The organism is Nitrospirillum bahiense (assembly GCF_007828025.1).
GTDB classification, from domain to species: Bacteria; Pseudomonadota; Alphaproteobacteria; order Azospirillales; family Azospirillaceae; genus Nitrospirillum; species Nitrospirillum amazonense.
This window is the reverse complement of record NZ_VITO01000005.1, coordinates 205,814-220,230: the sequence shown is the minus strand read 5'-3', so window position 1 is coordinate 220,230 and position 14,417 is coordinate 205,814. Positions and strand designations below refer to the sequence as shown.

The 14,417-nt window shown below is 65.4% G+C and carries 9 protein-coding genes; 3 read left to right on the top strand and 6 right to left on the bottom strand.

Annotated elements, in window-relative coordinates:
- Positions 1-22 precede the first annotated feature (22 nt).
- On the bottom strand, positions 23-1,375 hold the full coding sequence (locus tag FBZ88_RS09355; protein ID WP_145616561.1) for a porin: 1,353 nt from the start codon (positions 1,373-1,375) through the stop codon (positions 23-25).
- A 673-nt stretch (positions 1,376-2,048) separates the two neighbouring features.
- On the opposite strand from FBZ88_RS09355, the gene FBZ88_RS09350 reads away from it, so the two are divergent.
- Positions 2,049-3,464 (top strand): ammonium transporter, encoded by a 1,416-nt coding sequence (locus FBZ88_RS09350; RefSeq protein WP_145616560.1) that lies wholly within the window; start codon positions 2,049-2,051, stop codon positions 3,462-3,464.
- A 152-nt stretch (positions 3,465-3,616) separates the two neighbouring features.
- Positions 3,617-3,955 carry a P-II family nitrogen regulator gene (locus FBZ88_RS09345; protein WP_004271938.1) on the top strand — a complete coding sequence of 113 codons (339 nt, stop codon included), beginning with the start codon at positions 3,617-3,619 and terminating at the stop codon, positions 3,953-3,955.
- Positions 3,956-4,084: 129 nt separating this feature from the next.
- Here the strand turns inward: FBZ88_RS09345 and FBZ88_RS09340 are convergent, their stop codons facing one another.
- Positions 4,085-6,415 (bottom strand): S8 family serine peptidase, encoded by a 2,331-nt coding sequence (locus FBZ88_RS09340; protein ID WP_145616559.1) that lies wholly within the window; start codon positions 6,413-6,415, stop codon positions 4,085-4,087.
- A 133-nt stretch (positions 6,416-6,548) separates the two neighbouring features.
- Entirely contained in the window at positions 6,549-7,424 is an 876-nt protein-coding gene (locus tag FBZ88_RS09335) for a MipA/OmpV family protein (RefSeq protein WP_211102585.1), read from the bottom strand.
- A gap of 350 nt (positions 7,425-7,774) precedes the next feature.
- Between FBZ88_RS09335 and FBZ88_RS09330 the strand changes: the two genes are divergently transcribed.
- Positions 7,775-9,364, top strand: coding sequence for a S10 family peptidase (locus FBZ88_RS09330; protein WP_145616558.1), 1,590 nt, complete (start codon positions 7,775-7,777; stop codon positions 9,362-9,364).
- Positions 9,365-9,505: 141 nt separating this feature from the next.
- Here FBZ88_RS09330 and FBZ88_RS09325 read toward each other — a convergent pair whose 3' ends face one another.
- The 3 genes from FBZ88_RS09325 to FBZ88_RS09315 form a co-directional block, all read right to left on the bottom strand.
- On the bottom strand, positions 9,506-10,015 hold the full coding sequence (locus FBZ88_RS09325; protein ID WP_145616557.1) for a hypothetical protein: 510 nt from the start codon (positions 10,013-10,015) through the stop codon (positions 9,506-9,508).
- 122 nt (positions 10,016-10,137) lie between these two features.
- Positions 10,138-13,170, bottom strand: a complete 3,033-nt coding sequence (locus tag FBZ88_RS09320) for a TonB-dependent receptor domain-containing protein (RefSeq protein WP_186464296.1) — start codon at positions 13,168-13,170, stop codon at positions 10,138-10,140.
- Between the two features lie 351 nt (positions 13,171-13,521).
- Positions 13,522-14,367 (bottom strand): class I SAM-dependent methyltransferase, encoded by an 846-nt coding sequence (locus FBZ88_RS09315; RefSeq protein ID WP_145616555.1) that lies wholly within the window; start codon positions 14,365-14,367, stop codon positions 13,522-13,524.
- Between the last annotated feature and the right edge of the window lie 50 nt (positions 14,368-14,417).

The following is a 14,417-nucleotide window of genomic DNA, read 5'->3' as shown; positions in this document are numbered from 1 at the left end:
CGCCCGCGCCCATACTAGCGGATCAACCGCCGAAAGGCAGGATCAAATCAACACCGAACGTGAACTGGTCGTCCTTGGTCAGGTTGTCGTAGGCGGCGTGGTTGGCCTTGTCGTAGCGTACCTCCGGCCGCAGGGTCAGGCCATCCAGCAGGCCCAGGTCCGCCGGCTTCCAGGTGACGCCCAGGGTCAGCTCGCCATAGCTGGTGCCCACCCCGGGACCGATGGCGCCCTTCTCCAGCGGCTCGCCCTTTTCCAGGAAGACGAAGTCGCGGTTGCCGGGGAAGGCCGCCACGAAGAAGCCGTGGCCGTCCCGCCACCATTCGGCGCGCAGGGTGGCCGTCAGTTCCGGCGACAGGGTGTAGCTGACGTACTGGGCGATGCCGCCGCCGTCGACGTTGAACAGGTCGTCCTTGATGTAGTTCAGCTCGGTGATCAGCGTCAGTTCGTCCGTCGCCTTGAAGGTGGCGGTGATGTCGCTGATCCAGCGGTTCTCGTGGTTGGCGTCGGCATAGCCCAGCGGCGCCTTCAGGCTGGGGTTTTCCGGACCCACGTGGGTCAGGGCCAGCACGGTCAGCTTGCCGTCCACCAGGTTGTTCAGGCCGATACCGAAGATGCCGGCCGCGGCGCCGTTGTTGTCGCCATCGCTCAGCGTCGTGTTAACGCCGCTATCGACGCCGCCGTACAGGTCGATGTCCGGCGTCAGGTGCAGGGTGGCCAGGGCGCCGGTGTGCTTCAGCGGCAGGCCGAAGTTGAAGATGTAGCTGTGGCTGTACAGCAGGTTGGACGGGGCGGCGATCACCTCCGCGCCCAGCGGCGTGGAGTACGCGCCCACCTTCAGGTCCAGGCCGCCGGCACCGGGGCTGGGGAAGTGCAGCAGGACGTTGGCTTCCACCAGGTCGAACTGGGTGCGTTCCTTGATGCCGGTGTCCAGGATGCCCAGGAAATGGGTATAGCGCGCGTCGGTGCCGTAGAAGCCCTGCACCTTGAAGCCCCAGTCGAAGCCTTCGGCCTTGGGGTCCAGATCCTTGGAAACGGTGCCCGACAGCTGGTTCAGGACCAGCTGGTTGGTCTTGTCCGTGAACAGGTGGCCGTAGTTGGTGCCACCGGTGGGGCCGTTGCTATTGAAGGTGGCGCCCGCCTCGACATAGGCGGACCACTTGATACCCGGCGGTTCGGTGGGGGCGGCTGCGGCGTCGGCGGCGGGGGCCGCCTCCTGCGCCAGCGCGGGCGTGGCGATGGCGGACAGGCCCACCATCAGGCTGATGGCCGCGGCGGCGGTGGCCGCCAGCAGGATGGTCTTGGTGGTGCGTCCACGCGGGGCCGGCGCGCGGGTGGCAAGCGGACAGTCGACTTCAATCTCCCGAACTGAGGCCATTGTTTATTCTCCGTGAGGCTTGTTGATTGTTTTATGTAGGCGATGACTGCGTATTGCGTCGCAGCAAGATCGATGCCAACCGCGCCCCACTGCCTGAATATGAGGCGGTGCCCCAATCGCAGACACCTGAGGCGCTTGGCCGCAGTCCGATGGAGACAGCCACAAAAGGTTGATTTGCCAAGCCTCGGCCTGCCGAGGCTATTTTTACGCTAAGAAGTTGTAAGAAGCCATGTTTGCAGTGAAACTGGTTTCCATAAGTTGTGCCAACGCATGGAAATTTGAAAAAATGTGCACGATTTTTAGGCGCGGAACGAAATTCTACGTTTTGCCCGGGAACCATTGCCGCAACCATTAGGCCCAGCCGCTTGAAACAGCTTCAAAAATAAGCTGAAACCACAAGCTGTGGCAAAGTGAGAAACGCCTTAAATATAGGCAATGGCCGGTGGTGCCAGGCGGTCCGCCCGAAAAGCGTGCGGATTTTTTAACCTTTCGGCAACAAATGGGGATGGCCTGAGGAGGTATGGGGGCCAGCGTTCCCGCCATCCCGAGCCCTTGTTCGCACTGCGGCACGAACTTTGAAAGGGGTGGACGGTTGGCTGATGGCCGGACCGGTTCCCGGGGGCAGACCTGGGGGTATCGGAACCGGCTTAAACGAACGGGAATGGGGAGCCAGATGAACCGTTTGCTTGGGAACCGTTTACTTGGATTGATGGTGATGGCGCTGGCCGGCATGGCGCCGGCGCTGGCCTTCGCTCAGGACGCCGCGGCACCCGCCGCGGCCGCGGCCGCCGCTGCGGCGCCCGCCGCGCCCACCATCAGTGGGGGCGACACGGCGTGGATGCTGACGTCCACGGCGCTGGTGCTGATGATGACCATTCCCGGCTTGGCGCTGTTCTACGGCGGCATGGTCCGGAAGTTCAACGTGCTGGCCATGGTGATGCAGAGCTTCGCCATCACCTGCCTGGTGACCGTGCTGTGGGCGCTGGTCGAATACAGCCTGGCCTTCTCCGCGGCCAGTGACGCCGCCGACGCCAAGGAATTCATCGGTGGCTTCAGCCGCGTGCTGCTGGCGGGCATGGACCCGACCGGCACCCACGCCCTGGCCCCGACGATCCCGGAGCCGGTGTTCATGATGTACCAGATGACCTTCGCGATCATCACGCCGGCGCTGATCACCGGCGCCTTCGCCGATCGCATGAAGTTCTCGGCCATGCTGATCTTCATCACGCTGTGGTCTCTGGTCGTCTACGCCCCCATCGCCCACACGGTGTGGCACCCCAATGGCTACCTGGCCAAGCTGGGCGTGCTGGACTTCGCCGGCGGCACGGTGGTGCACATCAACGCTGGCATCGCCGGCCTGGTGGCCTGCCTGGTGATCGGCAAGCGCAAGGGTTATCCCAACGCCGACTTCAGCCCGCACAACCTGGTGCTGAGCCTCATCGGCGCCTCGCTGCTGTGGGTGGGCTGGTTCGGCTTCAACGCCGGTTCGGCCCTGACGGCCGGTCCGCGCGCCGGCATGGCCATGACCGTGACCCAGGTGGCCACCGCTGCGGCGGCCCTGGCCTGGGTGTTCGTCGAGTGGGCGGTTAAGGGCAAGCCCTCGGTCCTGGGCATCATCTCGGGCGCCGTCGCCGGCCTGGTCGCCATCACCCCGGCCGCCGGTTTCGTCGATACCGTTGGTGCCTTCGCCATCGGCATCGCCGTCGGTATCATCTGCTTCTTCTCCGCCACCTCGCTGAAGAAGGCCCTGGGCTATGACGACAGCCTGGACGCCTTTGGCGTGCACGGCATCGGCGGCATCGTGGGCGCGATCCTGACCGGCGTGTTCGCCAAAATGGCGGTGGCCAACAGCGAGGGTGCCTTCGCCGCCACGCTGAAGGACGCGCCGGACACGAAGCTGGGCCTGATCGAGGGCAATGCCGCCCAGGTCATTACCCAGCTGGAAGGTGTGGCCTTCACCATCGTGTGGTGCGGCGTCATCACCTTCGTCCTGCTGAAGGTGATCGACCTGGTGATCGGCCTGCGCGTCGATGAGGAAGTCGAGCGCGACGGCCTGGACATCGCCCTGCACGGCGAGTCCATCCACTGAGCCTTGGTTGCGTATCCTTGGGGATGGCCGAGCTATCCCTAAGGGACTGAAGTCCAAGCGGATCCGTGGGAACAGAAGTCGGCCCGTGATGTTAGACTAACCCGGCCGACCCGCCCCCGGCGATCACGAATATCCAATCAGGGAGTGGTCTGATGAAGTTCATTATCGCGGTGATCAAACCCTTCAAGCTGGATGAGGTGCGCGACGCCCTGACCGGCCTGGGGGTCCAGGGCCTGACCGTCACCGAAGTCAAGGGCTATGGCCGTCAAAAGGGCCAGACCGAGATTTACCGGGGCGCCGAGTACGCCGTCAGCTTCCTGCCCAAGATGAAGATCGAAGTGGCCGTGCCCGACGATCTGGCCGACAAGGCGGTGGAGGCAATCCAGGCCGCCGCCAACACCGGCAAGATCGGCGACGGCAAGATCTTCGTGCTGGAACTGGCGCAAGCCGTCCGTATCCGCACGGGCGAGACCGACACCGACGCGCTGTAAGGCCGCCGGTCAAGGACGCACGGCATCGGCCAGCCCGGCGATCAGACCCCGGGCTGGTGTTGGGAACGGTGCTGTCCGGACAGGTTGAAAGAGAAGGGCGGTGGCCTTGGGGGCGCCGCCCTTTTTCTTTCAACTGGCGGCCAGCAGGGCCAGGGCGAAGGGCTGCGGCCCTTGGGGCACGTTGGCGCCAATCACCTGCACGATCCAGGTGCCGGCGGTCGCCGCGGCCACGGCGATGACCTCGACGTTGTTGGCGCTGTCCATCGTCTGGCTGTCGGGGGTCTGGCTGTTGGGGCTCTGGCCACCGGATCCGGCGTTGCCGGTGAGGGTGGAGCCGTCAGGCCCGCGCAGCACCAGGTTCAGGTTGTTCACCAGGCTGGCGCCCGGGTAGTCGCTATAGGCCATCACCACCCGCAAGGGGCTGCCGTCCACCACCACCTGCAGGCTGTGCTGATAAAGGTCGCCCGTGGCGACGCTGTCGCCGTCCAGGAAGGTGGCACGCAAGGGGGCGGCCGGCGCCAGGATGGTATCCAGGTGGACGCGGCCGAAGCCCTGGTTGATGTCGGGCACCGGACCATCCGTTCCGTTCAAGGGCACCGCGCCGGCGATGAGCGCTGCCTTCAGCAGGGCGGCGGAAGGCGCCGGAAAGCCCGCCCGGGTCCGCAGGTATTCACGGATCAGGGCGATGGCCCCGGCAACCAGCGGTGCCGCCGTGCTGGTGCCGCTCTCATACATGTAGAAGGGCGTGGTGGGGGTGTAATAGGGCGTCTGGCCATTATAGCTGGTCAGCCGCTGCGACCGGGTCGATAGGATGAAGGTGCCCGGGGCCACCACGTCGGGCTTGATGCGCCCGTCCTGGGTGGGGCCCCGGCTGCTGAAGGGGGCCATCTGGTCGGGGCCGCCCGCCACCAGGGCATCGACCGGGGCGGCCTTGGCACCCCATTTGGCGCCATTGGTGAGGGCGATGTCCTGCCGGTTGTTGGCGCAGGCGCCCACGGTGACGCAGTTCTTGGCCGTGCCGGGCGGGGTGACGCTGCCGGGATCGATCCGGCCGTCGCCGTCATTGTCAGCGCCGTCATTGCCGGCGGAAAAGACGATGCAGAAGTCCGGATTGTTCCAGATGAAGGTGTCGATGTCCGTGCAATAGGAATTGTAGGCCTGCTTGGTGCCGCCGCCCCAGGAATTGGAATGGATGCGGGCGCCCTTGCCGTAGGCCGCGCTGTACAGCACCTTCAGGTCGCTGGGTAGGCCAGCCAGGGAATAGGGCGGTGGCGGGGTTTGTCCGTCGACGGGTTTCCAGTCCAGGAACTGTTCCACCGCCTGCATGACCACCTGCGCCTTATAGGCCAGGCCGCGCACCGGGCCGGCCAGGTTGGCCAGCTCGGCGCTGGCGGTGCCATCCCCCAGCAGGGCCCCGGCGGTATGGGTGCCGTGACCGCGGTTGACGTCGGCGGGGCCGTCGTCGGCCCCGGGATTGTTGATGCGTGAGGCGTAACTGGGGCTGATGGGATAACTTTCCAGGGCCAGGACACGGCCGGCGAAGTCCGGATGGATGGTGGCGGGATCGCCTGAATCCAGGCCGGTGTCGCACATCGCCACCACCTCGCCCGCACCGGTCAGTCCCAGGCCGGTGGCGTCAGTCAGCACGTTGGCCGAACCAATGATGCGGGTGGCCTGGTCGGTGGACGGCATGGGCAGCACATGGCGGCCGATGCGCTTCACCCCATGCACCCGGGCCAGGGCCAACAGCTTGTCGCGCAGGCTCCCTTCGCCCGGCGCCGTCGTTTCCACCACCAGCAGCGAACTGCCCGGCGCTTCCTCAAGAATGGTGAAGCCGGCGGCGGCGACATCGGCCTGGTGGTGCCGGGCCTGGGCGGCGCCGAAGAACTCCACCGTGTAGGCGTCCGGCAGGGCGTGGCCGTGCTGCGCGCCTGGCACCGGCGGGGCCGCCAGCACGTCAATCTCATGGATCAGGCGGGCGGAATAGGGCAGGTGGCCCACCCATCGGATGATGTCCAACTGGCTCAGCACGCCCGCCTCGTCGGCGGTGGCGCGGACGATGATGGCGAAGTGCTGATAGGGCTCCACTACCTCCGCCCCCGTTGCCGCCACGGCGGCCAGCCAGCCATCCTGGATGGGCCCCACGAACTGGACGATATAGTGGTGGGCGCCCGGTGGCAGGGCGGCCTGGTCATCATAGGCCGGGTGGGCCTCGTGGCTGCCATCGGCGGCCACGCGGGGTATGCCGGTGTCGATGGGGGAAGCGCCCGTGTTGGCCATGCTCAGCGTGTAGAGGGCGCTGATGTCTTCCGTCAGGCCGGTGGCCAGCACCGCGGCGGCGGCATCATCGCCATCCACCTCAACGATGCGGAAGGCGGGATAGCTCCGCACCAGGCGGACGCCGGGCAGGGCCGCCAGGGCCTGCGCCGACGCATCGAAAACCTTGATCACGCGTGGCATTGTGCGGTTCCCCCAAGGCCATGACGGAGCCCGGCTTACGCCAAGCTCCGCCAGGGCTGTATTTCCTGTAGCGCCACCATCTTAGGGTGGTTGGGGGCGCGCCGCCAACCGCATTGGCGTGAACATTATGCGGTCAGAACCGGTAGGCGACGCTCAGGTTCATGGTTAGCTGCGAATGGGCGCGGGTAATGGGGCTGTCGGCCGCGTCGCCCAGCAGCCTCTGGTAGGCGCCGTCCGCCGTCATGAACCAGTGTTCCGTCCAGAACCACACGGCGCTGGAGCCAAAGCCGGCGCTGCTGAAACCGCTGCCCGGCGTGAATTGCCGGTACCCGCTGCGAATGGATTGATTGGGGTTGATGCCGAAGTAGCGCCGCATGTAGGAGGAGTCGGCATAGGTCGCGGTCGGGCCGACGAAGACGAAGAAGCGCTCCGACCCGGCGACGGGCAGATAGGCGCTGATGTCCCCCACCCAGCCGTGGTTGCCGCCGAAGCCGCGCCGCGCGGCGGTCCGCAGCACGACGGGGAAGATGGTGTACTCCGCGAACACCTTGGCCTCCGGCGCGGGCGAGATGTCACCCAGGCCGTGCAATTGGGAACTGTCGTCCTGGTCGCGGCCGACATCAAAGCCCACGGCGACGCCGGCGCGGAAGTTTTCCCCGCGCAGCAGATTGACGCCCAGGCCCTCGCCCATGGAGAAGAAGGCGATATCCTTGTAGCGCACGTCCAGGTTGATGCCGGGTTGCACATGATATTCGGACGAGCCGACGTAGCGCGGCTGCAACGACGTCGCGGCCCCGACGCTGACATCCCAGGTGGGCAGCGGATTCTCGAACTTCGATCGCAGCAGCACCCCGGCCGAATATTGCCATTCGCTGAGGGGGGAGGGTGTCTGCGCCTGGGCCTTGCCGGGCATCAGGCAGAACAGACAAAGCGCCAGGCCTAGCATCAGGCTGATCAGCGCGGGGCGACGGATGGTCTGCCGCCGGGATGGGGGGCCGGAAACGTCCATGATTTGTTTTTGCCTCCTGAGGAGAGGATAGGCTTCCGGGGCCGAAGAAAAACGGGTGACGTGAGAACACCCAAGGATTTCAAAGGTTCCCCGTGCCATGGGATGGATCATGGATGGCACGGTGCCTGGTTGGTGCGACTTTTTCGATTCAGCCAGACGGCGACCTTGCCTCAGCAATCGGGCCATCCGCTTCGACCGGCTGGCCGCAGGCCGGCATGGCGCCAGCTATGCCCCTGCTTAAAACTTTTATCCGGGCGTCCTATTTCGGATGCTTTTGTTACGCTGTGCCTGCTAGGCCGTTTCGACAGGGACGGCCCGGCGTAGAGCGTTGAAAAAGAATGGGGGTTCCAGTGAAGAACAGGCGTTGGGGGCTGCTGGTGGCGGCCGTGTTGGCCGTGACGCTACCGGCGGTCATGGCTCCTGCCGTGATGGGCGTCGCGCAGGAGAAAAAGGACGAGAAGCAGGATCATAAGGATGGCGCGCCGAAGGCCGGCCCGGACGCCTCAAAGGCGGACGCGCCCAAGCGCGTCACCGTCGATCGCTCCGGCACCTTCAATGGCAAGCGCGTCGATTACACCGTTTCGGCGGGGGAGACCTATCTGCGCGATGAGAAGGGCGAACCCGTCGCCAGCATCTTCTCCGTCGCCTACACCAAGAAGGGCGCCAACCCCGCCACGCGACCGGTGACCTTCCTCTACAACGGCGGCCCCGGCTCGGCCAGCCTGTGGCTGCACATGGGTGTTTTTGGCCCCAAGCGCGTGCAGATCCCGGCGGACGCCGAAAATCCCGGCCCCCCGCCTTTCCCGCTGGTGGACAACGCCTTTTCCATCCTGGACGTGACCGATCTGGTGTTTATCGATCCGGTTGCCACCGGTTACAGCCACGCCATCGGCAAGGGGGAGGAGAAGGACTTCCTGGGCGTGAAGGAGGATGCGAAGTCGGTCGCGCAGTTCGTGCGCGTCTGGCTGGGCGACAACAAGCGCTGGAACAGCCCCAAGTTCCTGGGTGGTGAAAGCTATGGCGGCATCCGCACCGGCGCCATGCTGCCGGAACTGAGCGGCACCACCTCCACCGTGTCGCTGAACGGCATCATCCTGATCTCCCCGGCCATGGACTACACCTCGCTGACCTTCGCGCGGGGCAACCTGGTACCCTACTGGTCCTTCCTGCCCAGCTACGCCGCCACGGCCTGGTATCACAAGAAGGTGGCCGACACCTCCATGGGCTTCGACAAGTTCCTGGCCGATGCCCGCCAGTTCGCGGCAACCGAGTACGCCTCCGCCCTCATCCTGGGCAACCGGCTGCCGCCGGAGCAGCACAAGGCGGTGGTGGCCAAGCTGGCCCATTTCACAGGATTGTCCCCGGCCTTCATCGAGCAGTCGCACCTGAAGATCCAGGACCATCGCTTCATGAAGGAACTGCTGCGCGACCAGGGCAAGAGCATCGGCCGCATCGACGGCCGCTACCTGGGTGAGGACTACGACAGCTCGGGCGACCGGCCGGACAACGACCCCTCGCTGAACGGCATGAGCGGGGCGTTCAGCGCCGTGGTGAACACCTATTTCCGTAATGACCTAGGCCTGGACATGGGCGGGCGGGAGTATAAGGTGCTGGGGTCCCTCTATCGCCGCTGGAACTACGCCCAGGTGGACGGCGGCGGCAGCGAGCCCTATCGCGGCACCGATGTCGGCCCCTTCGTGGGCGACGCCATGCGCCAGAACAAGGGCATGCGGGCCTTCGTCGCCATGGGCTATTACGACCTGGCGACGCCGTTCTTCCATACCGAGAACAGCTTCAACGACGCGGGCGTGCCCACCAACCGGGTGTCGTTCAACTACTACCCCGGCGGCCACATGATGTACGTGCAGCCCCAGGCCATCGAGAAGCTGACCCAGGACATCCGCAAGTTCATCGTCGCCGGCAGCCCGGCGCAGAACTGACCGCTGAACAGGACCCAAGGGGGCTTGAGCCCCCTTGGTGGCCGGCGACCGCCGGCCCCGGAGTGAGTACCGAAGGACGGAACGAGGAAGCCAAGTCAGCGGATGCTGACGCCGGCGCTTGAGGAACAATGAAAACGAGCGTCAGCGGTCGCGCACGACGCTCAGGCTGTAGGACATGTCGCCCACCTGCAGCTGATAGCCCATGCCCAGCATGGAACGGGACACGGTGGCGACCTCCCCGCCCTTCAGGTGAATGCGGGCGTTTTCCTGCGAGCGCCAGACCTGGCCGTTCTCCAGGGTGAAGATGGGCCGGCCGGCGGGGTCGGGGCGCATGGAGACGATGCGGGATTGGATGTTGTCCAGTTCCGCCGCCACGGGGGGCGGGGGCGGCTCGTGCTTGCCGAACGTGGCCTCGGTCTGATCGGCCTTGACGCTGGGCGGGCCGCCGAAGGTGGCCTCCACCGCCTTTTTCATTTCCGCTTCCAAGCCATCGCTGCTCTTGTCGAAGCAGGCCAGGCGCTGGTCCCGGTCGGCGATCTTCTTGCAGGCCACCACCTCGCCGGCGGCACTTGGTGCGGCGGCGTGCGCCGGTCCGGCCAAGGTCAGCAGGATCACTGCAACGGGGGCCGCAATGTGGGCGTGCCTCATCATCTTCTCCCATACCCAGCCACCAATGGGGCCGAACGCGGAAAGGGGCCGGACCGGTTTCCCGATCGCGGCCCCGACTTCCCAAAGGATGGGGGCCCGGCGTCGCAGCCCGGCCCCCGCACTCATCAGAACTTCACCGTCGTGCCGACGAAGAAGGTACGGCCGACGATGTCGTACGAGCCGCCGCCACCCGTGGTGACCGGGAACGTGGCGTACGAACCGCCCTGGTACGAGCCCTGGTACAGGAAGGGCACGGCCGGGGGCATCTTGTCCGCCAGGTTGTTGATACCGCCGAACACCGTGATGTTCTTCCAGCGGTAGCGGGCGGAAACGTCGTGGTACCAGTAGGTCGGGATCTTGTTGAAATCAGCGATTTCAGCAGTGGCGTTCGGGAAGGTCTCGGACTCGCCGATGAAGCGGCTGGACCAGGTGACCGTCAGGTTGTTCCAATCCCAGGTGCCGGTGAAGCGGCCCTTCAGGTGCGGATAACCGACGGTGCCGGCGCGGTACAGCTTGTTCTCGGCGTGGGCCGGATCCTGGATGATGATGTTTTCCGGGACCCAGGAACCGGTGAAGCCCAGGTTCAGGCCGCCCATGTTCTGCAGGCCCACCTTGTCCAGCTCGAAGGCGTAGTCGACCTGGAAGTCCAGACCGCGCACCACTTCCTTACCGATGTTGACGGTGTTGCCATAGATGGTGGCGATGGAACCGTCCGCACGGCGGGTGATCAGGCCGCACTGCGAGGCGGCGCTCAGATCATAGCAGTTGGTCAGGATGGAGTTGGAGGTCAGCGCCGCCTGGCCCTGGGTGATCTTCACCAGCCAGTAGTCGGCGGTGACGTTCAAGCCGGGGACGAAGGTCGGCGTGAACACGGCGCCGGCCGTCAGGGTGCGGCCGATTTCCGGCTTCAGGTTGAGGTTGCCGCCCGTACGGGTGGACGGGTTGCCGAAGTCGCTGGACTTGTAGCCGGCCGGGACCACCTTGGCGCAGTTGGCGGCGCGGGTGGCGTTGGCGTTGATGTTTTCGACCGAGCAAGGGTCGCTGACGCCCAGGAAGTTATCGCCGGCCGGGGTGAACAGGTCGTCGATGTTCGGCGCGCGCACCGCACGGGCGATGCCGCCGCGCAGCTTCACGTCGTCGTTGACGGCCCAGCCGGCCTGGACGTTCCAGGTGCTGGCGGGACCGGCCAGCGAGTAGTCGGAGTAACGGTAGGCCAGGTCCAGGTCCACGGCCTTGGCGAACGGCAGGTCGCGCAGGACGGGGACGCTCAACTCACCGTAGACTTCGGTGGTGTCGTAGCTGCCGGACACGGAACCGTTCTGGTTGCCGTAGATGGTGCCGGTGGGCTGGTTCTGCAGGAAGTCGGTCTTGTCCACCGACTCTTCCTTGCGGTACTCGACACCGGCGGCGAAACTGATCGGCGCCACGGTACCGCTGAACAGCGCCGGGAACTTGAACAGGTCGCCGTTCAGGTTGAAGGCGGCGTCGTGCTGCTGCAGCGTCGCCATTTCCTTCGTGTAGGTGAAGGCGTAGTTCTTCTGCGCGGCGGTCAGCGGGCCGACGACGAACGGGTTGATCGGGACGCAACCGTTGGCCTGGGCGGTGGCATCGCGGCAGACGATCTTGCCGCCCACGTTCACGGCGTCCAACTGCTGGTTGAACAGGCTGACGACCTTGTCGGTGTTCACGAAGCTGGTACGGTTGCGGCCGTAGTCGTAATAGGCCTCGTAGTGCCAGCCGTTGGTGAGGTCACCGTTCAGGCCGAACACGCCGCGCATCACCTCATACTCGTAGGCGTATTCGCGCGGGCCATACCAGTCTTCGTTAAGACGGGTCATGGTGAAGCTGGAGACCTTGTCGGTGGTCAGCAGCGCCTTCAGGTCGGACGGAATGTAGGCATTGTCCGCCTGGATGGTGATGGCGCCGGAACCCAGCTGGCCATTGGTGCCCGTGGCCGGGGTGCCGGTGCCGTTGGTGAACGGCGTGGACCGGCTGGTGCCGCGGCTGTCGGAATACTTCAGGTCGCTGAAGAAGTTCAGCGTGTCGATGGGACCCAGGTCCTGCGCCAGGCGGTAGTTGACCAGGGTGTCGGCCACTTCGCGGATGTTGGGGGTGCGCAGGGTCAGGTACTTGGAGGTATTGGCGCCGTCGCCACCGATCGACACCGTGTCACCGGCGCTGGTCTTGTTGCCGGCCGGGATGCCGTTGATCAGCGTGCCGCGGTTGAACGGGATCAGGCCCGAGCCGTCGGGCTTGAAAGTGTAGCTGTACTGCGGATGCGCCGCGTCCAGCCAGGTGCGGATGACGGGCGCGCCGCTGGCCGCGAACACCGACGATAAGGTCGGGGAAATGGTGATGCGGTCGGGGATGCCGTCGCTGGCGCCCTTGCTGGCCGGGTTGGCCACCAGGGAATAGTTGTATAGCGCCTCGGGCCGGTCGCTGCCGTGCAGGCCCAGGTCATGGTTGTAATCGACCGCGAAGGTGATGTTGCCGCGGCCGCCGTCGAAGTTGTGGCCGACGATGGCGCTGACGTCGGTGGACTGGTAGCCGTCCCCGTCCGACCAGTTGTACTGGATGGTGGCTTCAGCGCCTTCGTAGTTCTTCTTGGTGATGACGTTGACCACGCCGGCCACGGCGTCGGCGCCGTACACGGCCGAGGTACCGCCCGTCACCACTTCGATGCGCTCGACCAGGGCCGGCGGGATGCTGTTCAGGTCGACCAGCGACGTGCCGCCGGAACCGTTGCGGCCGGACAGCGAACCGACGTGACGCTTGCCGTCCACCAGGGTCAGGGTGCGGTATTCACCCAGGCCGCGTAGGTTGGCGAAGTTCACGCCGGCGCCGTTGATGAAGCGGGCGTTGGTCGACGGACCCATGTCGTTCTGGGTCTGCGGCAGCTGGCTCAGCACGTCGACGGTCGAGGTCAGACCGGTGGCCTGGATGGCCTCGGAGTTGATGACCTGGACGGGGGTCGGCTGCGTCAGGTTGGGGCGCGCGATGCGCGAACCGGTGACGACGATTTCCTCAAGGGAATCATCGGCGGCGGCCTGCTGCTTCTGCTGGGCCTGGGCGGTGGTCGCGGCCAGCGCCATCAGGGCGCCCGCAGCGATGCCATGGCGCCACACCTTACGGCGGGCGGCGACGGAAATCTCCCTCATGCCTCTCCTCAATCTCTCTTCTGTCTTGATCGTTGGCCGGCGCCGACGGCGCCCAGCCAGCCCCGCGCCCATATCGGGGCAGGATTGCGACCAATTTCTTTTGCAGAAGTGCGATTGAGTAAACGGCGGATTTTGTAACAGTCGGTATCAACCGATAAGTGTGCGAATTTTGCCACATTTTTGATAACAGCAGAAATGCAAAGGTATCAAAAATGGAAACGATATTACCTAAGGCCTATGCCGTGGCGGATCGCCGCATCCTCCGCCTCGTGGAAACGAAAACACGCCGCAACCGGGGGCGGCGCGGCGTGAGACTCGTTTGTTATCTGAATATTGTATAAACTAATCAGCTTATTGCTGCGGCTTCCGGAATTTCAGCACGAAGTTATCGGCTTCGCCCACGGCCAGATAGCGGTCCCGGTCCCTATCCTTAAGCGCTAAGGTCGGGGGCAAGGTCCATACGCCTTCCGGCCAATCCTTGCTGTCCCTGGGGTTGGCGTTGATCTCCGAGCTGGCCACCAGTTCGAAGCCGGCCTTTCTGGCCAGCGCGATGGCGTAATCCTGCCTTACGTAACCGCTGGTTGCTTTCGGATCTTGCGGCTGGGCATCGCTGGCGCGGTGATCCTCGATGCCCAGGATGCCGCCGGGCTTCAGCGCCCGGTAGAAGGCGGCCATGGCCTCGTCCGCGTAACCGCCGCCCATCCAGTTGTGCAGGTTGCGGAAGGTGACGATCAGGTCGGCGCTGCCGGCGGGGGCGATATCGAAGTGTCCCCGGCCGAACTCCGTCACCTTGACCTTGCCGTAGCGCGCCGGGTCGGCGGCCAGCTTGGCGTCGAAGGCGGCGTTCTCGCGGTTGGCGTAGGCGCTGTCCGTGCCCCGGGGGTTGGCGGCGGCGTAGTAGGTGCCCCGGTCATGCAGGTAGGGCGCCAGGATCTCCGTCCAATAGCCGCCGCTGGGCGAGATCTCGACCACCGTCTGGTTGGGCGCCAGGCCAAAGAAGGCCAGTTCCTGTAAAGGATGGCGGGCGGCGTCACGCGCCTGGAACTGGGGTGATCGCGCGGGTGAGGCCACCATCTGTGCCAGGACGGGGTCGGGCTTGGCCTCTTCGGCGCCCAGGGCGGGCAGGCTCACAGTGGGCAGGCTCAGGGCGGTGGCGCCGGCCAGGACGGCCAACTGAAGCAAGGGCCGCAGACGCATGGGGGACTTCCTCGGGGCTTGGGGGCCGTTATGCCGGCCCGTCGTCGTGA